The organism is Streptomyces tricolor (assembly GCF_002155905.1).
GTDB classification, from domain to species: domain Bacteria; phylum Actinomycetota; class Actinomycetes; order Streptomycetales; family Streptomycetaceae; genus Streptomyces; species Streptomyces tricolor.
On sequence record NZ_MUMF01000560.1, the window covers coordinates 1 to 21,555 of the forward strand.

Genomic DNA, 21,555 nt, shown 5'->3' on the forward strand with positions numbered 1-21,555 from the left:
TTCCCGGCGGCACGCGTGCCCCTGCCGTGCGGGCCGCCGTTCGACCGGTCCGCACGGCAGGGGCGCAGGGGAAGGAGGTCAGCAGTACAGGTTGCCACCCGGGCTGACGCCGAGGATCTGGGTGAACCTCTGGTAGGCGTCGACGCGGCTCTGGACCTGGGCGGTGTTCTTGCCGTCGCATTCCAGGGAGCCGTTGATGCTGCGGATGGTCTGGCCGAAGCCGGCGCCGTTGACCATGGCGTCGTGCGGGGTCATCGTGCCGGGCCCGGACTGGGTGTTCCAGTACCACAGGCCGGTCTTCCACGCGACGGACGCGTCGTTCTGCACCAGCCAGGGGTTGTTGAGCAGATCGATGTGGAGCGCGTCGCCGGCGGCCTTGTAGTTGAAGTTCCAGGACAGCTGGATGGGTCCGCGGCCGTAGTACGCCGCCTGCCCCGCCGGACAGCCGTACGGCTGGCCCGGGTCGCAGTAGTGCGGGTAGTTGGCGGTGTTCTGCTCCACGATGTGCACCAGGCCGCCGGTCTCGTGGCTGACGTTGGCGAGGAAGGCGGCGGCCTCCTGCTTCTTCACGGTGTCGCTGCCGGTGTTCGCGAAGCCGGGGTACGCACTGAGCGCGGCGGTCAGCCCGCTGTACGTGTAGAAGGGGTTCCGGTTCGGGAACATCTGGTTGAACTGGGCCTCGGAGACGACGAATCCGGACGGCGTGCTGCCGCCCCCACCGCTCGCCGGCGCGTTCCACTTCTGGTTGGCGCCGCCGGTGCAGCTCCAGATCTGCAGCCGGGTGCCGTTGGCCGCGTTGTTGTCCCGCACGTCCAGGCACTTGTTCGCGGCCGGGTTGACGATGTCGTGCGCGGCCGTGACCACCCACTGCTGGTTGGTGCCGCCGGAGCAGTCCCACAGCTGCACGGCGGCTCCGTCGGCCGTGCCGCGGTCTACGACGTCCAGGCACTTGCCGAGCGCCCGCAGGGTGCCGTCGCCCGGGTTGGACCACCGCTGGGCCGCGGTGCCGTTGCAGTCGTAGAGCTGTACGGCGGTGCCGTTGGCGCTGCTCGCGCCCGCGACGTCGACGCACTTGCCGGCGAGGCCGGTGATCTGTCCGTCGGCGGCCCGGGCCGGTACGACGGCGAACAGCACGGCGAAGGACGCGGCGACGGCGGCGGCCAGGGACCGCCCGAGCGGCAGGCGGCGCAGCGGGATCCGTCTGAGGTGCGGAAGAGGCATGAAGAATTCGCTCCAGTTCGCGGGGTGGAGCGCGGACCGGGAGGTACGCGCGAGGTCGGACGGGAAGGTCAGCCGAGGACGGTCTGCGTGACGACGATGTGCCCGGCGTCCGGGTTCAGGCTTCCGCCGAGCCGGCTGAACGCACCGTCGGTCAGGTCGAGGCACTTGGGCTCCTGCGGGGTCTGCACGAAGGTGCCCCGGTCGTTGATGCGGACCACCAGCGACCGGCCGTTGGCGACATTGGTCACCTGGACGCGGGTCCCGAAGGGCAGCTGTGGCTGACGGCTGAGCGAAGTCGCCGCCGTGTCGGCGTTGTTGTCGAACACCTCACCGCTGGCCGTCAGCGCACCGGGCGGCTGGGGGCCGTAGTGGGTGGCCCAGCACTGCTCGCCGGTCTGCGCGGCCGGCGCGTTCCACTTCTGGTTGGCGCCGCCGGTACAGGTCCAGATCTGGGTCGGGGTGCCGTTGGCGGAGGTGTTGCCGGTGACGTCGAGACACTTGTCCGCCTGCGGGTTGACGATGTCGTGCGCGGCGGTGACGGTCCACTTCTGGTTGGCGCCGCCGGTGCACGTCCACAGCTGTGCCTTGGCGCCGTCGGCGGTCGAGTTGCCGGTGACGTCCAGGCACTTGCCGAGGGCGCGGAGAGTGCCGTCGCTGCCGACGGTCCACTGTTGGGCGGCGGTGCCGTTGCAGTCGTAGAGCTGGACGGGCGTGCCGTCGGCGGAGGCGGCCCCGGCGACGTCCAGGCACTTGCCGGCGAGCCCGGTGATGGCGCCGGTCGCGGCCCGGGCGGGGGAGGCGGCGAGCACTCCCGCCGACAGGGCGACGGCAGCGGCGAGCGCGGTCCGTAAGAGGACCGGGCGAGTGGGGGGTTGTACGGCCACGGAGGGATTCACAGCCTTTCGCGGTCGATGGAGGACGGAAGGCTTCCGGAAGGTAAGTGGTCTGAACCAGAGTCGTCAAGAGCTGAACAAGGCACGTCTGTACGGGAGTTCAGGGACGCGTGGTCTTGAAGTCAGGTCACGGTGACAGCTGGAGTGCCGGCCACTGGGCGTTCATTTGTTGACGCTGCCGACCGGAGGGAAAGCCGTTTTCGCGACCCCTTGACGAGCATCTGGTCCGTACCTATGGTCTCGATCGACTCGAACGTTCAAGAAGCCGCATGGCGTTCACATACGAGGACGGATGAGATGCAGGACATACCCGCCCGGCGCCGCCGTAAGTCCCCGCGTTCCGCTCTCGCCCTCACGGCGGCGGCCACCGTGCTCAGCGCCGGGCTGCTCTCCTGGCCGGGCACCCAGCGGGCGGAGGCCGCACCCGCGGCCTTCGTCCACCCCGGCGTCACCGTCTCCCGTGCCCAGCTCGACTTCGCCCGCGACAAGGTGCTCGCCGGAGCCCAGCCCTGGAAGAGCGCGTACGACCAGATGATGGCGAGCACGTACGCGAGCCTCAGCCGCACGCCCAAGCCGCGCGCCGTCGTGGAGTGCGGCTCGTACTCCAACCCCAACTACGGCTGCACCGACGAACGCGAGGACGCCATCGCGGCCTACACCGACGCGCTCGCCTGGTACATCACCCGTGACGAGCGCTACGCCAAGAAGGCGATCGAGCTGATGGACGCCTGGTCCGCGGTGCTCCAGGACCACACCAACAGCAACGCGCCGCTGCAGACGGGCTGGGCGGGCTCCTCCTGGCCGAAGGCCGCCGAGATCATCAAGCACACGTACACCGGCACGTGGGCCAACTCCGGTCGCTTCGCGACCATGCTCCGCAACGTCTACCTGCCCGAGATCATCAACGGCTCGAACTCCAACGGCAACTGGGAGCTGTCGATGATGGAGGCGGCCGTCGGCATCTCCGTCTTCCTGGAGGACAAGGCGTCGTACGACAAGGCCATGGCCAGGTTCCGCACCCGCACCGCCGCGTACGTCTACCTCGCCTCCGACGGCGACCTGCCGAAGACCGTACCGAGCCAGAACCTGAACACCCGCGAGAAGATCGTCTCCTACTGGCAGGGCCAGTCCACCTTCGTCACCGGCCTCACCCAGGAGACCTGCCGCGACTTCACCCACACCGGGTACGGCATCTCCGCCATCTCGCACGTCGCCGAGACCAGCCGGATCCAGGGCCAGGACCTGTACGGCACCGACGTCGGCGAGCGACTGCGGCAGGCGCTCGGGTTCCAGGCCAAGTACGAACTGGGCACCGCCGTCCCGAGCTGGCTGTGCGGCGGGGTCGTCAAGCGGGGGCTGGGCCCGGTCACCGAGGTCGGCTACAACGCCCTGCACAACCGCCTGGGCATCGCCATGACCAACACCCAGGCCCTGACCGAGCAGAACCGCCCGGCGGGCAGCAACAACCTCTTCGTCGCCTGGGAGACCCTGACCCACGGGGACAACCCGAACTGACCCCGCGGCAAGCCGAACCGGTGCCAACGGGGCGTCTCAGTCCCGGCCCGCGCGGCCCTCAGCCGTCGAGCAGCCGCCACAGGGTCAGGGCGAGCCGGGCCCGCAGCAGGCCGGTGGGCTCGGTGAGTTCGACGCCCAGGGTCTTCCCGATCTGTTCGAGGCGGCGGGCGACACTGCTGTGGTGCAGGTGGAGCAGGTCGGCGGCGCGTCGCAGGGAGCCGGTGGCGCAGTAGGCGTCCAGGGTCTCCAGGTCCTCCGGGTCGTCGGCGATCCGGGCGACGGCGGCCACGTCGGCGTTGTCCCGCGCGGCCTCCGGGGGGATCCGGGCGAGCAGCGCCAACGCGCCCAGGCTGTCGTAGGGGACGACCGGCCGGCGGCTGGTCGTGAAGCGCAGTGCGGTGCGGGCCTGCCGCCAGGACCGGTCGGGGCTGTCCGCGGCGCCGATCCCCGCGCGGACGCCCGCCGGCAGCCGGGTCCCGTCCACCGTGGTGGCCAGGATGACGCCCACGTCGCCGAGCGGTGCCGCCTTCACGGGGCGGCCCGGGCAGACCAGGCCGCCGATGCGGTCGAGCGGAAGCCGCGACCGCACGGCCAGGACGCGGACCGGCAGGTCGGCGGCGAAGCCCAGGAGCCGTAACGCCCGGACGCGGGCGGCCTCGTCGCTGTCGGAGCTGACGACCAGTTCGACCAGGGCGGGGTCGGCCATGGTGGTGCGGGCGGGGCCGTACCGTTCGACGACGGCCGCGGCGGCGATGGCGAGCCGGTCCAGGACCACTTCGTCGAGCGGGACGGGCGGACCGGGCCGCTCCAGCCACACCGTGCCGATCTCCTCCTCGTCGAGCGTGAGCGGTGCCGCGCTGGACACAGGGGTCTGCGCGTCGCGTCTCTCCCCGCCGTCGGGCCCGAACCGGATCACCCGCCCCGTGCCGTGGAGCCGAATCCCGGCCACGCACTCGGCCAGGCCCGCCGAGGCCCGGGCGAGCGCCGGGAGGTCCACCCGCCGGCGCATCAGCGTGTCGTAGAACATGACGACGCGAATCGCGCCCTCGGCTTGCGCGTCCAGCTGGGACAGCCGCATGGCCAGTGCCTCCATGGCCCGAGGATAGGGCCTCGGCGGCGGGCGGTCGGCGCCGATCGGTGCGTGATCCGCGCCGGATGCCCGACGGACGGCGGATGCCTCCCCGGGCGGCGCCCCGCAGGATGTCGGCATGGATTCCGAACTGGAAGCGTTCGTCCCGCTGTTCCCCAAGGCGGATCTGACCGACCCGGTCACCGCACGCAAGAACCTCGCCGAGCTGGCCGCCGGCGTTCCGGCGCCGGACACCGCGGATCTCGACATCGAGGACCGCACGGTGCCCGCCGACCCGGACGTGGCGGTGCGGATCTACCGGCCGCAGCAGGCGCGCGGCGCCGTCGTCTGGCTGCACGGCGGCGGATACGTCATGGGCAGCGTGGACACCGAGCACCCGTGGGCCGCCCGGATGGCGTCCCTCTCCGGAGCGGTGGTCGTCTCGGTGGACTACCGCCTGGCCCCCGAGCACCCCTTCCCGGCCGCCCTGGACGACGGTTACGCCGTACTGACCTGGCTGGCCGAGCACGCGGCCGAACTCGGCATCGACCCCGGACGGATCGCGGTCGGCGGGCACAGCGCCGGCGGGGGGCTCGCGGCGGCCGTGGCCCTGCGGGCGCGTGACCGGCAGGGGCCGCCGATCCGCTTCCAGCTGCTCAACCAACCGCAGCTGGACGACCGGCAGGAGACCTGGTCGCAGCGGAACTTCACCGACACGCCCTGGATGAACCGCGACAAGATCACCGCGTCGTGGCGGCACTACCTGGGCTCCCGGCCCGCCACTGCGCACGCCGCCCCCGCGCGGGCCACCGACCTGTCCGGTCTGCCATCGGCCTACATCGCCACCGCCGAGTTCTGCCCGAATCGCGACGAGGACATCGCCTACGCGGTGCGGCTGCTCCAGGCGGGCGTGTCGGTCGAACTGCACCAGTGGCCCGGCACCTTCCACGGGTCGCAGGCGATCCTGTCCGCCGAGATCTCCCAGCGGCAGATCGCCGAACTCGGCGCCGTCCTGCGCCGGGCCCTCGCCGAGTGAGCGCCACCCCGGCGAACGATCACCACAGAAAGGACGTCTCCGTATGACCGTGACCCCGATCGACCTGTTCGCCTCCTTCATCCGCCTGGACGAGGGCGGCCGAGTGCGGGCCGAACAGCCGGTGTTCGACGCCGAGCGGGACGGCTGGCAGCTGATGACCTTCCATGTGCGGGGCGACGCCGACGTCCACGCCGATCACTGGGAGGTGCACTCCGCCGCGGACGAGGTCGTCTCCTGTCTCGACGGCGCGATACGCCTCTACCTCCGCCCGGAGCAGCCCGGACACGAGGAGGAGGAGATCAGGCTCGTCGCGGGAACGGCGGCCATCGTGCCGCGGGGACGATGGCACCGCCTCGCGCCGGACGGCCCCAGCGACATCATGTCCGTGACCCTGCCGCGCGGCAGCCGCCTGGAGAAGCGGACCGACGGCTAGCACCCGGACGCCGGGCAGGCCGTCGCGGTCCGGTGCCGCTCCACCGCCGGCCGGGGCAGGGCGACACCGGGACCCGCGCCCCCACGGACTTCCTGACCCGTTCCGGGGCGCGCTGACGACCGGGCGGGCGCGGAAGGGTCCGCGCCCGCCCGACGGGCGGGTCAGATGCCGAACGGTGCCGCGTAGCGGACGGTCCCGTGGGGCAGGGGGTGGTCGGCGTCGAGGGAGAGGGCCATCAGGGCCTCGTCCGGGACGTCGATGGTCAGGCCGATGCCGTGGGCGGATGCCCGGGTGAAGCCGAACCGGGGGTAGTACGCCGGGTGGCCCAGGACGACGACATGGCGCTCGCCCCTGCTCCCGGCCGCCGCCAGAGCCGCGCGGACGGCGGCGGAGCCCGCGCCGGTGCGCTGGTACTCGGGCCGCACGGCGACGGGAGCCAGGCACAGGGCCGGGGTGTCGCCGATGTGGCAGCGGGTCAGCAGGGCATGGCCGACGGGGGTGCCGTGCTCGTCCGTGGCGACGAGGGACAGGCCCTCGATCCACGCCGGGTCGGCGCGCAGCGCGTCGACGAGGTCGGCCTCCAAGGGGGTCTCGAAGGCGGCGAGGACGATGGCGCGGACGGCCGGGATGTCGGCGCTGGTCTCGGCGCGAGTGATCCAGTTGCGCATGACAGATGAAGGTCCGTTCCAGGAGTGTGTTCGGAAGAGTCCCCGGCGGCTCACGCTTCCGACGGGGGCGGACAGGGCGAGGTCAGGCCACGGCCCGGGACGTGAGGGAGATCCGGGCGCTGAGCGGGGTGGCCCCGAGCGCGGTCATCAACCTCACCTCCCTGTCTTCTCTGCTCCTGATCGGCACGGACGCGTGCAAGTGTACAGCCCCGCCGCCTCGGGCCGCCCGGCCAGGACCGGCCGGGGCACCGGCCGGCGGCGACCCGGCAGGGGTGGCGCCTCGGTCAACGGGCCCGGGAACGCCCGCCGTTGCCGCGTGCCCGGCGGGTGGCCGGCGGTCCGGACGCGGTGCGCCGGCCCGGCTCGATCTGCTCGGCGAACGCCTGGAGCGCGGCCGAGCTGTTCGGCGGCATGACCGCCATCAGCCCGCGGTCCTGCGCCTCGGCCAGCGTGTCCGCGGCCCGGCTGCCCTCCGCGGTGAGGACCAGTCGCACGTGCCCGTCACCGGAGCCCCGCCGGTCCACCGGCGTCACGGCCCCGTGGGTACCGTCGGGCAGGGTCACCCACAGCTGGAAGTCGTCGTACCGGAAGAAGTCCGCGCCCTTCACGGGCCACGGGTAATGGTGTTCACCGGGCACCTTCGGCAGGATCCCCTGGTGGTTCCCGCGGCTCAGCGGTACGCACGCGTTGAAGAGGGAGTCGGTCCACGCCTCCACACCGTCCGCGTCCTCGATCGGCGTCTGGAGCAGGGCGTCCGCCTCCTCGTAGCCCAGGTCCGCGAGGGCGGGCAGCGTGTCCGGGAAGCCCGCCACGAGGTCGGCCGCGTCCCGGCGCAGCCGGTCGACCTTGGGCGGCTCGGCGCAGAACTGCATGCTCCACTCGATGCCCGCACGGGCCCGGTACATCCGCCAGCCGCCCGCCGTCCTCACCCACAGACTGCCGCCGTGATGCATCTCCCAGCCCTCGGGCGCCACGGGCCGGGGGCCGTAGGGCAGATCCGCGTCGTCCATCTCCTCGAGGATCCGGCGCGCCGTCCGTTTCGCGGCCCGGAAGAACGACGACTCGAAGCGCTTCGGGTGCTCGACCAGCCGGATCCGCCAGGGATGGTTCTCCGCGCGGGTGCCGCCCGGTTTGATCGTGTCGGGCATCGGGGCTCTGGCGACGGTGCCGGCGCGGGTCATGGTGCCCTCCTCGTGCCGCCCGTGGCCCGGGTACGGCCCACGGTGCCACTGCCCCCTGTGACCATCGTGCGCCGCGGTCCGGCGGTGTGCGAGCGCAGCCGCCGCCCCTGAGCCACACGGTAGTTGACCCTTGAACGGGGCATCGGGTGTCGGACCGCGCGCCCGCGTCAGGCTCCCCGGCTCTCACCGCCCCCGGCACTCCGTCCGGTGCGCACGAACCTCAGCGTCGCACGGCCCTCGCCCGGGCCCGGCGGCCGGTTCCACGGAAGGGTCCGGAACGTGTGCAGGCGTCCACGGGTGAGGGCGAGCCGCGGCAACCGGACACCGTACTCGGCGGCGAGCGCCTCCAGGGCCCGGCGTTCCCCCAGCCGCCCGGTGCGCGGCTCGTCCGCCCGGAAGAGCCGCTCCGGGTCCAGCGCGTCCGGCACGGACCCTCGTACGTCGACCGACGTGCCCCGCACGGTGAACGCGTACCGCTGCGCCCCGTCCTCCGCGACGGACAGATGGAAGACACCCGAGCGGCCGTCGAACGGCTCGCTCCACACCGTCACCGCGCGCGTGCCCCGCGAAGCCGCGATGCCCGGGGAGACGAACCACTTCTCGGCGAAGCGACCGCGCGGCCCCGGTTCCAGGGCGAAGCTCCAGCCGGGGCCCGCCCGGCCGACGGCGGTCAGCGCCCTGTCCTCCCACGGCGCCCCGTTCCCGGCGCCGCGGCGCAGCAGGCGGGACTCCCACGAGGTCATCGGCTCGTTCAGGACGGTCGTGCCGTCCGCGCCGATCCGGCCGGGCAGCCCGGCGGGCTCCACCGCCTCCACCAGCACGAAGCGATACGACGACAGGAGCTGGCCGCGATCCACCTCGGTCAGCCACGCCAGTCCCGGCGGATCCAGGTCGTCCGCCGACGCCGGGGCCGTACCCCGCTGCCCGGCCCGGGGTGTGGCCAGCAGCTCCCGGCCCCGCTCCGGGGTGAGCAGCGGGCCGAGGAGCGGATCGGCGCACAGGCCGACCGGGGCGATGTGCTCCGGGCCCACGGGCCGCCACGCGGGCAGCGCCGCACGCAGCGTCCGCCACGCCCCGTCCGTGTCGCCCCACCGGGCCTGCTCCCGCGCCTCCTCCACGGCACGCCCGAAGCCGCCCTCGGGGGCGTAGCGGTACGTGCCTTCCCGGACGGCGCGCAGGATCTCGTCCGCCGTCCCGGCCACCGCTCCCAAGGCGCCGCCCGGGTGGGAGGGCCACAAGGAGTCGTCCCGGTGGTGGCTCACGTGCTCGGCCGCCAGGACGGGCAGGACCTCCGGCGCGTACAGCGGGTCGGCCGCCAGCCCGTGGAACGACATCATGTGCGTCTGCCCCAGCAGCCGGCGGATCTGGTCGCGCAGCTCCACCGCCCGCGGTCTGCCGTACGCGATCGCCTCCGTCAGTGCCTCGTCGGCCCGCGCGTACCGGCCGCGCAGCGCCTCCAGCCGGGCGTCCGCCACGGACGCGTCCAGCGCCCGCGTCGTCTCGTTCACGAACTCCCGCCCGGCGCGGCGCGACCGGTGCGCCTGCAGGCGGTGGAACTCCCGGTACATCTCCTCCATGAACGCCCGGAACGACACGTACCGCTCCGGTGGGCTCGCGCGCCACGACGCGTAGCTGTACACGGCCCACTCGCCGTCGGCGTCCACGTCACCGGGGTCCATCAGGACGGACACGGCGTCCGACGCCACGTCCAGTCGCAGGGCCCGATGCCACAGGCCCGCGAGCAACTCCTCCCCGGGCGCGGGCTGGTCGCCGAGGTCCCCGGGGACATGCTCGGCCGGCCCGGCCGCGCCCCGGTGCCGCCGGATCTGGTCGGTGCCGGCCAGCAGCCGCACGAAGCCGCCCGCGTGCCGCCAGCCGTCACTCACCGCCAGGAACGTCCGGTACGAGGGCGGCAGCCGGTGTCCGAGCCGCTCCTCCACGGCGCGGATCCGCTCCTCGGAGGCGGGCGGGAACCCCAGCCGGCGCGTACGCAGAGGCTCCTCGTCGCCTGCGGGCCGCTCGTCCGCCGGCGCGTCAGGGTCCCGCGCGTCCGCCCACTCCTGGCTCCAGCGCGCCAGGAAGGCCCGCCAGCCGTCGATGTCCGTCATGCCACCGATCGTGCCAGGCCCCACTGACAACGCCCCTGCCTCAAGCGTAGGTTCGGCATCCGCTGGCATGAACCGACCGGCCGGAACGCGTACCGCGATGCCACGGGCGGGTAGCGTTCCGGTGTGAGGGTGGGCACCGAAGAGACCCGGCTGGTCGTGCTGCGCGGCAACAGCGCCTCGGGGAAGTCGTCCGTCGCGGCGGGGATCAGGGAGCGGTTCGGCCGCGGCCTGGCCCTGGTCGGGCAGGACAATCTGCGGCGCGTCGTACTCCGCGAGCGGGACCGCCCCGGAGCCGCCAACATCGGGCTGATCGACCTCACCGCCCGCTACGCCCTGGACGCCGGTTTCCACGTCGTCGTGGAAGGCATCCTCTACGCCGCTCATTACGGCGACATGCTCGCCCGGCTGCGTGCCGACCACCGCGGGCCCACCCACGGCTACTACCTGGACGTCCCGTTCGAGGAGACCCTGGTCCGCCACGCGGGCAAACCGCAGGCGGGGGAGTACGGCGAGGCGGAGATGCGCGCGTGGTACAGGCACCTCGACCTGCTGCCCGGCGGAGTCGAGACCGTGATCGGCGCCGACAGCTCGCTGCGGGAGACCGTCGACCGCATCATGTCCGACACCGGGCTGGCCGGCCTTCCGCCGCGGGAACACTGAACATCACGCACCCGGGACGGGTGCCCGCGCAACAGGCGCACACAGGCGAGGCACATGGCCCGAGCCCGTGGGCCGGGGCCATGTGCCTGGCGACTGCGTGCGGTCGGCGGACGTCTCGTGCCCGCGCGGGGTCAGAGAGGTGTCGGACCGGCGCCGCCCGGCCGGATCCGGCCTCGCCACGCACCGGACTCGCCGCCGCGCTCCTCGATGTACTCCTTGAACCGCTTCATGTCACCCTTGACGCGGCGGTCGATGGTGCCGAGCAGATCCGCGGCCTTCTCCATGGCTCCGCTGGGCTCGACGTCCATCACCAGCTCGACCTTGGTGTGGGTGTCGTCCAGGCGCTCGAAGCGGACGGTTCCCTTCTGGTGGGTGTCGCCGCTGGTGGTGCGCCAGGTGATGCGTTCGTCGGGCAGCTGATCGACGATCTCGGTGTCGAACTCGCGCCGCACGCCGCCGATCTTGGTGGTCCAGTGATTGTGCCGGTCGTCCAGTTGCCTGACCTCCTCGACGCCTTCCATGAAGTTCGGGAAATCCTCGAACTGCGTCCACTGGTTGTACGCGGTGTGGAGCGGAACGTCGACTTCCACCGCTTCCCTGACCGTGCTCATCTCAGCGCCTCCGTAGTCAGTCTTGCCTGGACCGGGCGAGTACCCGGGGGGCCGGGCGTTACGCCGCCCTTGCGCTGCGTGAGAGACTGACTACGTACCGCGTGGGGGGACGGGCGTCGATCCACGGACGACGGCGCGCGGATCCGGCCAGCGCCCCCCACTTCCGGCCACCGCGCTGACGTGGTGTTTTACAGTGGCTGCCACCAGTTCCGGCGACAGGACGTGTGAGGTATTCGCGAACATGCCGACTGAGACCTTTGAGTTTCAGGTAGAGGCCCGTCAGCTGCTGCAGCTGATGATTCACTCGGTCTACTCGAACAAGGACGTCTTCCTGCGGGAGCTCGTGTCCAACGCCTCCGACGCGCTGGACAAGCTGCGCCTGGAGAAGCTCTGGGACGACTCGCTCGACGCCGACGTCTCCGACCTGCACATCGAGATCGACATCGACAAGGACGCCCGCACCCTCACCGTGCGGGACAACGGCGTCGGCATGTCGTACGACGAGGTCGGGCAGCTCATCGGCACGATCGCCAACTCGGGCACCGCGAAGTTCCTCCAGGAGCTGCGCGACGCCAAGGACAAGGCCGGGGAAGAGGGGTTCATCGGCCAGTTCGGCGTCGGCTTCTACTCCGGCTTCATGGTGGCCGACGAGGTCACCCTGCTGACCCGCCGCGCCGGCGAGACCCAGGGCACCCGCTGGACGTCGCGCGGCGAGGGCACGTACACGCTGGAGACGGTCGACGACGCACCGCAGGGCACCTCGGTCACGCTCCACCTCAAGCCGGCCGACCCCGAGAACCAGCTCCACGACTACACCTCTCCCTGGAAGATCAGGGAGATCATCAAGCGGTACTCGGACTTCATCACCTGGCCCATCCGGATGATGCCCGAGGCCTCCGCCGCCGCCGACAGCGGCGACGAGACGCCCGAGCCCGAGACGCTCAACTCCATGAAGGCGCTGTGGGCCCGGCCGCGCGACGAGGTCTCGGACGACGAGTACCACGAGCTGTACAAGCACATCGGCCACGACTGGCGCGACCCGCTGGAGACGATCCGGCTCCAGGCGGAGGGCACCTTCGAGTACCAGGCGCTGCTGTTCCTCCCCGCGCACGCCCCCCACGACCTGTTCACCCGGGACTTCAAGCGCGGGGTGCAGCTCTACGTCAAGCGCGTGTTCATCATGGACGACTGCGAGGCGCTGCTGCCGCCGTACCTCCGCTTCGTCAAGGGCGTCGTCGACGCGGCGGACCTGTCGCTCAACGTGTCCCGCGAGATCCTCCAGCAGGACCGCCACATCGAGATGATGCGGCGCCGGCTGACGAAGAAGGTCCTGTCCACGGTCAAGGAGATGATGACCAAGGACCGGGAGCGGTACGACACGTTCTGGCGGGAGTTCGGCACGGTCCTGAAGGAGGGACTGGTCACCGACGCGGAGAACCGGGACGCCATCCTCGCCGTCGCCTCGTTCGCCAGCACGCACCACGACACCGAGCCGACCACCCTCAAGCAGTACGTCGAGCGGATGAAGGACGGCCAGGAGGACATCTACTACCTGACCGGCGAGTCCCGGCAGAGCATCGAGAACTCCCCGCACATGGAGGCGTTCCGGGCCCGCGGCATCGAGGTGCTGCTGCTCACCGACCCGGTCGACGAGGTGTGGGCGGACGCCGTCGGCGAGTACGAGGGCAAGAAGCTGCGGTCCGTCGCCAAGGGCCAGATCGACCTCGACGCGAAGGACGAGGAGTCCGGCGACGAGGAGCGGGAGAAGCAGACCGAGGAGTACGCCGGGCTGCTCGGCTGGATGAAGGAGCAGTTGGACGAGGACATCAAGGAGGTGCGCCTGTCCTCCCGCCTCACCGTCTCCCCGGCCTGCGTCGTCTCCGACGCGCACGACCTGACCCCGGCCCTGGAGAACATGTACCGCGCGATGGGCCAGGAGGTGCCGCGCGCCAAGCGGATCCTGGAACTCAACCCGGACCACCAGCTGGTCAAGGGCCTCAACCAGGCGTACAAGGAGCGCGAGGACCGCACGGAGCTGGCCGAGACGGCCGAGCTGCTGCACGGCCTGGCGGTGCTCGCCGAGGGCGGCCAGCCGAAGGAACCGGCCCGCTTCGTCAAGCTGATGGCGGACCGCCTGGAGCGCGCGCTGTAACGCGGCTCGCCGGACACCGGCGGCCTGCCCGGAGCACCCTCACGGGCTCGACGGGCAGGCCGCCGGGGCGCCGCATCCCGTGTACGAGGCGTCGTACACGAAAGTGCCACGACACTGTCCAGGCCGTACCGGCCCGCGGACAGGTCCGACCGGGGGAGGCACGAACAGATGCCGTTCGACGACAGCCTGCGCGACCTCGCGGCCGAGGCCCTGACGGCCTTCGAGCAGGCCACGGCGGTGCGCGAACCGGCCGCCGTGGAACGGGCGCTGGCGCTGGCGCACACGTGGTACGCACAGCTGCCCGCGGAGCATCCCGGGCAGCGGGCGATCGCCGCGTACCTCGCCTCGCTCCTGTACCTCCTGCGCGCCGAACAGGGCGCCGGCACGGAGGTGCCGGCAGACCTCGACCGCGCCCTGGACCACGCCGAACTGGCGGTCCGGCTGCGCGGACGAGCGGGGGAACACGACCCTCGGCTGCCCACGCTCGCCCGGTTCCTCGCGCAGACGACGCAGGTGCGGCGGGCCCGCCTGCGGGCCACCGGTGACCTCAGGGAACTCGACGCCGCGATCGAGGCGGCCAGGTCCGCCGTACGGCATCCCGCGACCCCCCGCCCGGAACAGGCCCCCCTCCTGGCCACCCTGTGCGGGCTGCTCACCGACCGGCATCTGCTCACCGGAGCGCCGGCCGATCTCGACGAAGCGGTCCACGCGGGGCGCGATGCCGTCGCGGCGGCGGATCCGGGATCCGCGTCGTACCCGGCCGCCTGCAACAACCTGGCCGTGGCGTTGCGCAACCGGAGCGAACGCCGCGGAGACCGGGCCGACCTGGCCGAGGCCGTCGTCCACGCGCGCGACGGAGCGGCAGCCGCCCCGGACGGGTACCTGCGCGCGGCCTGCCTGGGCACGCTGGGCGGCGCGCTCGTCCGGCAGTACGAGGACCAGGGCGACCCGCGTGCCCTGGACGAGTCCGTCGCGGCAGGGCGAGCCGCGCTCGACGCCCTGGGCGTGCCCGTGCCCGCCGCCCCGGACCCGGACGACGCCGTGGCGGAACCACCGGTGGGCGGCGCGGCCCACGCGGTGTCCGTGCTGGTCAACCTCGCCCTCGCGCTGCGCTGCCGGCACGAACGCACCGGCGACCGCGGTGATCTCGCCGCCTGCGTCGCCGCCGCCCGCACCGCCCTGCGCCTCTCGGCCCCACGCGACACCGACCACCCGGCCTGCCTGGATCAGCTGGCCAGTGCGCTGCAGCTCCGTGCCCAGCTGACCGGCGACGCCGAGGACCTGGACGAGGCGGTCGACGCCGGCCGCAAAGCGCTCCGCCGCTGTCCCCCCGACCACCCGGTGCGCGGCATCCTGCTGAACAACCACGCCCGTGCGCTGCGCCTGCGGTTCGAGCGCGAGGGCGACACGGCGGACCTGAACGAGGCGATCTCCGCCATCCGGCACGGCCTGACCACCGTCTCGCCCGGCGACGCCGGATATGTCCTGTGCCACGTCCAGTTGTGCGGCCTGGTGCTGCTGCGCAACCGGCTCGCCGCCGATCCCGTCGACCTCGACACGGCGGTGGCCGCCGCGGCCGAGGCCGTGACGGCCGCCGCCCCCGGCGACCCCCATCGGGCCATGTACCTGAACGCGCTGGGCATCGCACACCAGGAGCGGTTCGCGGAACGCCTGGACCCCGCCGACATCGAGGAGGCCGTCCGTGCCGCCCGGCAGGCGGCCGACGCCACCCCCCGAGACCACCCGCTGTACGCGGTGTGCCGGGAGAATTTGGGCAACTCCCTGCTCGCCCGCTGGGCCTGGCGGCTCGAACACGGAGCCGAAGGCGAGCCGGGCCCGGGCAGCGGGGAAGCACCCGTGCGGAAGGCGGAGGACCTGGCCGATCTGGACGATGCGATCGCAGCCCACCGCGCGGCCCTCGACGCGGCGGCGGGCGTCGCCGACCGGGCGCTGTGCCTGGCCAATCTGGGGAGTTCGCTCCGCCGGCGGTACGAGCACACCGGCCTGGCCCGCGACGCACACGAGGCGGAGGCCCTGCTGCGGGAGGCGGTACGCGCCACACCGGAGAGCAGCCACGTGTACGGCCGGCACCTGTTCGCCCTCGCCCAGTTGCTGCACGCGCGCCGGGAGCACACCGGCGGCCGGGACGGTGACGACGCGGAGGCCCTCGCGCTCTGGCGGCGGGCGGCACGGTTGCCCGGCGCCGCGGCGGCCGAGCGGATCGCGGCGGCCACCGCGTGGGGCGGGCTCGCGGCGGAACTCGGCGACTGGGCCCAGGCCGTGGACGGCATGGCCGCCGCCGTCGACCTGCTGCCGCTGCTCGCCTGGCGCGGCCTGGACCGCACCCAGCGCGAACGGCTGCTCGCCGACTGCGCGGGACTCGCCCAGAACGCCGCCGCGACCGCGCTGGCCGCGAACCGGCCGGAGCAGGCCGTCGAACTCCTGGAACGCGGCCGGTCCGTGCTCTGGTCGCAGCTGCTGGAGCAGAACACCGAACTCGACGCGCTGCGCACCGCGGCCCCCGCGCTCGCCGCCCGCCTGGACCGGGTCCGCGCCGCCCTGGACGCGCCGGACAGCGCGGGAGTCTCCGCACTTCCTCTCGCCGGTGCCGCCGCCGTGCCCGGGCCGGCGGGATGGCCGCGCCCCGCCTGGCTGGAGCGGCACGACGCCGCGGGCCACCGCACCGGGCCCGCCCAGGAGTGGGAGGAACTGGTCACGGAGATACGCAGCCTGCCCGGCTTCGAGCACTTCCTGCGCCGGCCTCCGCTGCGCGAGCTGCGGTCGGCGCTGCCCGGGCCGGTGGTCCTGGTCAACGTCAGCGCGCTGCGCTGCGACGCCCTGATCGTCACCCGCGACGCCGTGCGCGCGGTGCCGCTGCCCGGTCTGACGGCCGACGACGCGCACGCGCGCGTGGACCAGTTCCTCACCGTTCTCGGCGAAGCCGACCGCGCCGTCGGAGCCGCCGGCAGGGCCGTACGCCTGCTCCGCGAACGGACGCTCCGGGACATCCTGGAATGGCTGTGGGAGACGGTGGCCGCTCCGGTCCTCGAAGCGCTGCACCTCACCTCGCCCGTACCTCCCGAAGCCCCCTGGACCCGGCTGTGGTGGTGCCCCACGGGCCCGCTCACCCTGCTGCCACTGCACGCGGCGGGCCGCCCCGCGGACCCGGGCACGGACCGGCCCCGCCCCGGCGACAGCGTCCTCGACCGCGTCATCAGCTCCTACACCCCGACGCTGCGCAGCCTGGCCCAGGCACCCACCCGGGCGCACAGCGCCAGGGGCGGGGCCGGCCTGCTCGCCGTCGCCGTCGCCGAGGCACCCGGCCTGCCCGTCCTGCACGGCGTACGACAGGAAGCCGAGACGGTGACCCGGCTCTTCCCCGGCCGGTTCCCCAGGCTGCTCGACGGCCCGCAGGCCACTCGCGACGCCGTCCGCGCGGGGCTCGCCGGACACGCCTGGGCGCACATCGCCTGCCACGGCGGCCAGGACCTGTCGGCTCCGTCCCGCGCCGGACTCCACCTCCACGACGGCGTGCTGACACTGACCGAACTCGCCACCGCCCGGCGCGCGGGCCCCGGGGAACTCGTCTACCTGTCCGCCTGCGAGACGGCCATGGGCGGAGCGGACGTCCCCGACGAGGCGATCACACTGGCCCACGCCCTCCAGTTCACCGGCTACCGGCAGGTCGTGGCCACCTTGTGGAGCGTGGAGGACGCCGTGGCGTTGCGGACGGCCGAGGACTTCTACTCCCGTATGGCCCGCAGCACCGACCCCGGTCCGGCGCGCGCCGCGGAGGCCCTCCACCACGCGGTCCGCGCCCTGCGCGCCGACATGTCCCACGCGCCCGGCCGCTGGGCGGCGCACATACACGTGGGCGCGTGAACAGCGCCGCCGTGCCGCCTGGGTGCTCCTACGGCGGAGGCCGTGCCGCCGGCCCGCCCACGACCAAGGCCACCAGGTCACGGCACACCGCAGCTCGGCTCGCCGTACAGTGCTGCTCGTACGGCCCGCCCCGGCACCCGCAAGTCCCGCCCGGCCGGCGCCGCGTGCTTCGATGTCAGGAGGGAGCGCATCACGCATCGCCTCCTGACCCGGAGCCTCGGCCGGCCCGGCGGACCGCTCGGCCGGATCGGCGGCCGGCTTCACTCCGTACGCGGCTGGTCATGAGGGGGGGCGGGCACGCGGCATCGCAGCCCGCTACGACAAGCAGCCGGCGCAAGGGCCGAGCGTCGTCACACCGACGGTGGGGTGAGTTTGGCGGCCACGGCGTCGAGGACCCAGTCCAGACCGGTCGCGAAGGATGTCTCGGCGTCCACGTCCGTGCCGTCGTACACGGCCTTGGCCAGCGCCGGAAAGCGGCCCGTGGCCAGCATCCTCGTCACGTGCGGGCCGGAGGCGCGCTGCCAGTCGTGCTTGGACAGACCCGTGGCGCGCTCGGCCCGCAGGTTCGCGATCTCGCGCCTGATCGCACCGGTGAAGTAGGCGCTGACGGTCTCCACGGCGCGCATGACGGTGTCGATGTCGGCGATACCGTCGAGGGCGGACAACGTGGCCTCGGTGACGGCGACGCTGTTGGGGCCCAGGGACGGGCGGCCACCGAGCAGGTCGGCCAGCCATTCGTGACGCAGAGCGGCCTGCCTGGTGCGGTGGGCAAGGGTGCGCAGCGCCTCCCGCCAGTCACCGGGCTGCTCCTCGGGGAGGATCTCGGCGTAGACCTCGTCCACCATGAGGTCGAAGAGTTCCTCCTTGGTGGAGATGTATCCGTACAGTCGCATCGGGCCGGCGTTCAGCCGGGCGGCGACCTTGCGCAACGACACCGCCTCCAGCCCGCCCTCGTCGGCCAGCGCGACGGCGGCGGCGACGATCCGCTCCCGGTCGAGCGGCACGGGGCGGGCCGGCGGCTCAGGTCGGTCCCACACAGTCATGGTCACATCGTACTGTTGCGATTCAGTGTATCGGTAAAATACAGTGTATCGACATGAGACATCGTATCGCCGTGGTCGGGGCCGGCCCGGCCGGCCTCGCCTTCGCCCGTGTCCTGCACCGCCACGGTCACCCCGTCGCCGTCCTCGAACGCGATCCCGCCCCCGACGCCCGCCCCCCGGGCGTCGGGGGCGACCTGCACGAGAATCTGGGCCAGCTCGCGCTGGACAAGGCGGGGCTGCTGGCGGAGTTCCGGGCGCTGTCCCGTCCCGAGGGGCAGGCCATGCGCATCCTGGACCCGGCCGGGACCGTCCTGCGCGACTGGCGACCCCGTCCCGATGACCGGGCCAATCCCGAGATCGACCGCGGGCAACTCCGTGACCTGCTGCTCGGCCCTCTCGACGTCCAGTGGGGGCGGGGCGTGACGCGGGTGGTGCCGGGGACCCGGGACGGCGTACTGGTCCAGTTCGCGGACGGGCGCCAGGAGACGTACGACCTCGTGGTCGGCGCGGACGGCGCCTGGTCCCGGGTCCGCCCGGCGGTCTCGCCGGCGACGCCGCACTACACCGGTGTCACCTTCGTCGAGACCTCCCTGGACGACGTCGACACCCGCCACCCCGACCTCGCCCGGTTGATCGGCGACGGTTCCGTGGCTGTGTACGGCGTGAACCGCGCGCTCGTCGCCCAGCGCAACAGCGGCGGCCACGTCAAGGTGTACGCCCAGTTCCGCGCGCCGCTGGACTGGCACGCGCACCTGGACCCGGCCGACGCCGAGGCCGTGCGATCGAGCCTGCTGGCTCTGTTCGACGGCTGGGCCGCTCCCGTCCTCGGCCTCCTCCGTCACGGCACCGCGTTCGTCCACCGCCCCCTCCACGTCCTGCCCGTGTCCCACACCTGGACCCACGTGCCCGGCGTGACGCTCCTGGGCGACGCCGCCCATCTGATGCCCCCCTTGGGGGCGGGCGCGAACCTCGCGCTGCTGGAAGGCGCCGAACTCGCCGAGTCCCTCGCCGCCGGCCCCGGAGAACCCGACGAGGCCGTCCGCTCCTTCGAGGAGCGGATGTGGGCACGGGCCGGCAGGTGGGCGAAGATCACGACGGCCGGCCTGGAACGCCTGGTGAGCCCGGACCCCGCCGGAGCCCTCGCCCTCTTCGACGAGGTCCAGCCGTCCTGACCGCCGAGCGCGCGAGCACCGGCACCGACACCGGCCCGGCGCCACGCCCCGGCGGCTCCTTGGCCGCGGGTCCGCGGTGCGGATCGCCGCAGAGGCCGAGGGACCGGCCTGAGGTACCGCTCGGCCGGATCATTTCCCGGCCCGCGGTGCTTCCGCCGTCCACGGCGACCGACGCGCCGTCAGGTACGGGAAGTCGTCGGACGCGGGCCCGTGCACTGCGCGCGCGAACTCCTCGGCGTCGGCCCTCCGTTCGAGGCCGTCGACGTCGAGCGGCCCCCACGCCTGCTGGTACGCGGCCCTCCGGACTGACCCGCCCCCGCTCCGCGAGAGTCGGGCGCCGCCCCAGTTCTCGCATTGGCATGGACCTGACGCGGCGGGCGGGCTAGGCTCTGCCCCGCCACGCATGAGAGCGCTCTCAGAGAGATCGGCTGTTCCACCCCACCCCTGGAACGACGAAGGGCAACTCCATGAGACGCAGACGACTTACGCATGCCGTGCTGGCCTCGCTCCTGGTCCTGGGCGGATCGAGCGCGGCGGGCACGATCCCCGCGGCGGCGGCCGGCTCCAGCGCGTCCACTCCGTCAGCCCAGTCCGCCCCGTCCACCGCGGACCCCAAGCCCGCCTCCGACGGACTCCTGGCCGCGATGCAGCGCGATCTCGGTCTGACGCGCCGGCAGGCCGAGGCGCGGATCGCCGCCGAGCGCGCCGCCGCGGTACTCGCTCCGCAGGTGCGCCGGACGGCCGGAGAGGCCTACGCGGGCTCCTGGTTCGACGCCGAGCGGGGCCGTCTGACGGTGGCGCTCACCCCGGACGCCACGACGGGCACCCGCCGCGCCATCGGCGCGGCCGGAGCCGACGTGCGCACGGCCGAGCACTCGGCCCGGCAGCTGGACGCCGTCAAGACCCGCATCGACCGGCTGTCCGCGCCGCCGGGGGTGAGCGGCTGGCACGTCGACCCGGTGGCCAACGCGGTCGTCGTCGACGTCGTACGCGAGGACCGCTCTGACAACGATGTCCGCCGCTTCGTGTCGCGGGCCCGCGCAGCGGGTCCCGTCACGGTCCGGACCGTCGCCGCCGCACCGCGCACCTTCGCCGCGGGAACCGTCGGCGGCGACCCCTACTACACGGGCAACGTCCGCTGCTCCATCGGCTTCTCGGTGCACGGCGGGTTCGTGACCGCCGGGCACTGCGGCCGGCCCGGCGCCGGGGTCAGCGGCTGGGACGGCTCCTTCATCGGCACCTTCCAGGGCTCCTCCTTCCCGGACAACGACTACGCCTGGGTGAGCGTGGGCAGCGGCTGGTGGACGGTCCCGGTGGTGCTGGGCTGGGGCACCGTGCCCGACCAGCTCGTGCGCGGCTCGGCCGTGGCACCCGTCGGTTCCTCCGTCTGCCGCTCGGGATCGACGTCCCACTGGCACTGCGGAACGGTCCTGGCGACGAACGAGACCGTCAACTACAGCCAGGGCGCGGTGCACCAGCTGACGAAGACGAGCGCCTGCGCCGAACCCGGGGACTCCGGGGGCTCCTTCATCACCGGGGACCAGGCACAGGGCGTCACCTCCGGCGGCTGGGGCAACTGCGCCGGCGGCGGCGAGACCTGGTTCCAGCCGGTCAACGAGATCCTCACCCGGTACGGCCTGACCCTGCACACGTACACCGGCTGAACACCGGCGGCCCGCACCCGTACCGACCACCCGCGGCCCCGCCAGGGGCTCCGTGCGCACAGCGGAGGCCCTGGCGGGGCACCGCACCGACCCCCGGAGCAGACACCGTGCTGAGATGCCCGCCCCGCAGCGCCCGCTCACTGTCCCGGCCCGGAGGGGCCTTACGCCGCCTGCGGCACCTCGTGACCGCCGTCGTGGTGACGGCACTGGCCGCCACCACCCTCCTCACGGCCGGGGCGGCCGGGGC

16 protein-coding genes are annotated in these 21,555 nt (G+C 73.2%); 8 read left to right on the plus strand and 8 right to left on the minus strand.

Going from position 1 to position 21,555, the window contains the following annotated elements:
- Positions 1-78: 78 nt before the first annotated feature.
- Positions 79-1,221: a chitinase gene (locus tag CCN44_RS33485; protein ID WP_189396935.1), complete on the minus strand. Its 1,143-nt coding sequence runs from the start codon at positions 1,219-1,221 to the stop codon at positions 79-81.
- A gap of 68 nt (positions 1,222-1,289) precedes the next feature.
- On the minus strand, positions 1,290-2,105 hold the full coding sequence (locus tag CCN44_RS47535; RefSeq protein WP_059256465.1) for a septal ring lytic transglycosylase RlpA family protein: 816 nt from the start codon (positions 2,103-2,105) through the stop codon (positions 1,290-1,292).
- Positions 2,106-2,411: 306 nt separating this feature from the next.
- Here CCN44_RS47535 and CCN44_RS33495 point away from each other — a divergent pair, with 306 nt between their 5' ends.
- The gene (locus tag CCN44_RS33495) at positions 2,412-3,629 is read left to right on the plus strand and encodes an alginate lyase family protein (protein WP_086702038.1); all 1,218 of its coding nucleotides are present in this window, start codon (positions 2,412-2,414) and stop codon (positions 3,627-3,629) included.
- Positions 3,630-3,687: 58 nt separating this feature from the next.
- On the opposite strand, the gene CCN44_RS33500 is transcribed toward CCN44_RS33495, so the two are convergent.
- Positions 3,688-4,722, minus strand: coding sequence for a helix-turn-helix domain-containing protein (locus CCN44_RS33500; protein ID WP_059255900.1), 1,035 nt, complete (start codon positions 4,720-4,722; stop codon positions 3,688-3,690).
- A 115-nt stretch (positions 4,723-4,837) separates the two neighbouring features.
- On the opposite strand from CCN44_RS33500, the gene CCN44_RS33505 reads away from it, so the two are divergent.
- A complete protein-coding gene (locus CCN44_RS33505) occupies positions 4,838-5,734 on the plus strand; it encodes an alpha/beta hydrolase (protein WP_086702041.1) in 897 nt (298 codons plus the stop codon).
- A gap of 43 nt (positions 5,735-5,777) precedes the next feature.
- On the plus strand, positions 5,778-6,167 hold the full coding sequence (locus tag CCN44_RS33510) for a cupin domain-containing protein (RefSeq protein ID WP_059255897.1): 390 nt from the start codon (positions 5,778-5,780) through the stop codon (positions 6,165-6,167).
- Between the two features lie 161 nt (positions 6,168-6,328).
- Here CCN44_RS33510 and CCN44_RS33515 read toward each other — a convergent pair whose 3' ends face one another.
- The 3 genes from CCN44_RS33515 to CCN44_RS33525 all read right to left on the minus strand — a co-directional run bounded on the left by CCN44_RS33515 (position 6,329) and on the right by CCN44_RS33525 (position 10,124).
- On the minus strand, positions 6,329-6,835 hold the full coding sequence (locus CCN44_RS33515; RefSeq protein ID WP_059255896.1) for a GNAT family N-acetyltransferase: 507 nt from the start codon (positions 6,833-6,835) through the stop codon (positions 6,329-6,331).
- A gap of 284 nt (positions 6,836-7,119) precedes the next feature.
- Positions 7,120-8,016: a DUF6424 family protein gene (locus tag CCN44_RS33520; RefSeq protein WP_086702044.1), complete on the minus strand. Its 897-nt coding sequence runs from the start codon at positions 8,014-8,016 to the stop codon at positions 7,120-7,122.
- A gap of 167 nt (positions 8,017-8,183) precedes the next feature.
- The gene (locus tag CCN44_RS33525; RefSeq protein ID WP_086702047.1) at positions 8,184-10,124 is read right to left on the minus strand and encodes an SMI1/KNR4 family protein; all 1,941 of its coding nucleotides are present in this window, start codon (positions 10,122-10,124) and stop codon (positions 8,184-8,186) included.
- A 129-nt stretch (positions 10,125-10,253) separates the two neighbouring features.
- Between CCN44_RS33525 and CCN44_RS33530 the strand changes: the two genes are divergently transcribed.
- Positions 10,254-10,784 carry a P-loop NTPase family protein gene (locus tag CCN44_RS33530; protein WP_237481538.1) on the plus strand — a complete coding sequence of 177 codons (531 nt, stop codon included), beginning with the start codon at positions 10,254-10,256 and terminating at the stop codon, positions 10,782-10,784.
- Positions 10,785-10,915: 131 nt separating this feature from the next.
- Here the strand turns inward: CCN44_RS33530 and CCN44_RS33535 are convergent, their stop codons facing one another.
- Complete coding sequence (locus CCN44_RS33535) at positions 10,916-11,395, minus strand: SRPBCC family protein (protein WP_059255891.1); 480 nt, start codon at positions 11,393-11,395, stop codon at positions 10,916-10,918.
- 241 nt (positions 11,396-11,636) lie between these two features.
- Between CCN44_RS33535 and htpG the strand changes: the two genes are divergently transcribed.
- Both htpG and CCN44_RS33545 read left to right on the plus strand, forming a co-directional pair.
- Positions 11,637-13,547 carry a molecular chaperone HtpG gene (gene htpG, locus CCN44_RS33540; RefSeq protein ID WP_086702053.1) on the plus strand — a complete coding sequence of 637 codons (1,911 nt, stop codon included), beginning with the start codon at positions 11,637-11,639 and terminating at the stop codon, positions 13,545-13,547.
- A gap of 168 nt (positions 13,548-13,715) precedes the next feature.
- Positions 13,716-17,429, plus strand: a complete 3,714-nt coding sequence (locus tag CCN44_RS33545) for a CHAT domain-containing protein (protein ID WP_086702056.1) — start codon at positions 13,716-13,718, stop codon at positions 17,427-17,429.
- A 350-nt stretch (positions 17,430-17,779) separates the two neighbouring features.
- Here CCN44_RS33545 and CCN44_RS33550 read toward each other — a convergent pair whose 3' ends face one another.
- Complete coding sequence (locus CCN44_RS33550) at positions 17,780-18,472, minus strand: TetR/AcrR family transcriptional regulator (protein WP_086702059.1); 693 nt, start codon at positions 18,470-18,472, stop codon at positions 17,780-17,782.
- Positions 18,473-18,525: 53 nt separating this feature from the next.
- Between CCN44_RS33550 and CCN44_RS33555 the strand changes: the two genes are divergently transcribed.
- Both CCN44_RS33555 and CCN44_RS33565 read left to right on the plus strand, forming a co-directional pair.
- Positions 18,526-19,644: an FAD-dependent oxidoreductase gene (locus CCN44_RS33555; RefSeq protein WP_086702062.1), complete on the plus strand. Its 1,119-nt coding sequence runs from the start codon at positions 18,526-18,528 to the stop codon at positions 19,642-19,644.
- 467 nt (positions 19,645-20,111) lie between these two features.
- Positions 20,112-21,308 (plus strand): S1 family peptidase, encoded by a 1,197-nt coding sequence (locus tag CCN44_RS33565; RefSeq protein ID WP_086702065.1) that lies wholly within the window; start codon positions 20,112-20,114, stop codon positions 21,306-21,308.
- Positions 21,309-21,555: the final 247 nt, after the last annotated feature.

Coding starts and splice junctions, on each gene's coding strand:
- CCN44_RS33500 (WP_059255900.1), bottom strand. CDS start 4,722: ATGGAGGCACTGGCCATGCGGCTGTCCCAGCTGGACGCGCAAGCCGAG.
- htpG (WP_086702053.1), top strand. CDS start 11,637: ATGCCGACTGAGACCTTTGAGTTTCAGGTAGAGGCCCGTCAGCTGCTG.
- CCN44_RS33485 (WP_189396935.1), bottom strand. CDS start 1,221: ATGCCTCTTCCGCACCTCAGACGGATCCCGCTGCGCCGCCTGCCGCTC.
- CCN44_RS33550 (WP_086702059.1), bottom strand. CDS start 18,472: ATGACTGTGTGGGACCGACCTGAGCCGCCGGCCCGCCCCGTGCCGCTC.
- CCN44_RS33510 (WP_059255897.1), top strand. CDS start 5,778: ATGACCGTGACCCCGATCGACCTGTTCGCCTCCTTCATCCGCCTGGAC.
- CCN44_RS33505 (WP_086702041.1), top strand. CDS start 4,838: ATGGATTCCGAACTGGAAGCGTTCGTCCCGCTGTTCCCCAAGGCGGAT.
- CCN44_RS33545 (WP_086702056.1), top strand. CDS start 13,716: ATGCCGTTCGACGACAGCCTGCGCGACCTCGCGGCCGAGGCCCTGACG.
- CCN44_RS33520 (WP_086702044.1), bottom strand. CDS start 8,016: ATGACCCGCGCCGGCACCGTCGCCAGAGCCCCGATGCCCGACACGATC.
- CCN44_RS33525 (WP_086702047.1), bottom strand. CDS start 10,124: ATGACGGACATCGACGGCTGGCGGGCCTTCCTGGCGCGCTGGAGCCAG.
- CCN44_RS33555 (WP_086702062.1), top strand. CDS start 18,526: ATGAGACATCGTATCGCCGTGGTCGGGGCCGGCCCGGCCGGCCTCGCC.
- CCN44_RS33515 (WP_059255896.1), bottom strand. CDS start 6,835: ATGCGCAACTGGATCACTCGCGCCGAGACCAGCGCCGACATCCCGGCC.
- CCN44_RS33535 (WP_059255891.1), bottom strand. CDS start 11,395: ATGAGCACGGTCAGGGAAGCGGTGGAAGTCGACGTTCCGCTCCACACC.
- CCN44_RS33495 (WP_086702038.1), top strand. CDS start 2,412: ATGCAGGACATACCCGCCCGGCGCCGCCGTAAGTCCCCGCGTTCCGCT.
- CCN44_RS33565 (WP_086702065.1), top strand. CDS start 20,112: ATGAGACGCAGACGACTTACGCATGCCGTGCTGGCCTCGCTCCTGGTC.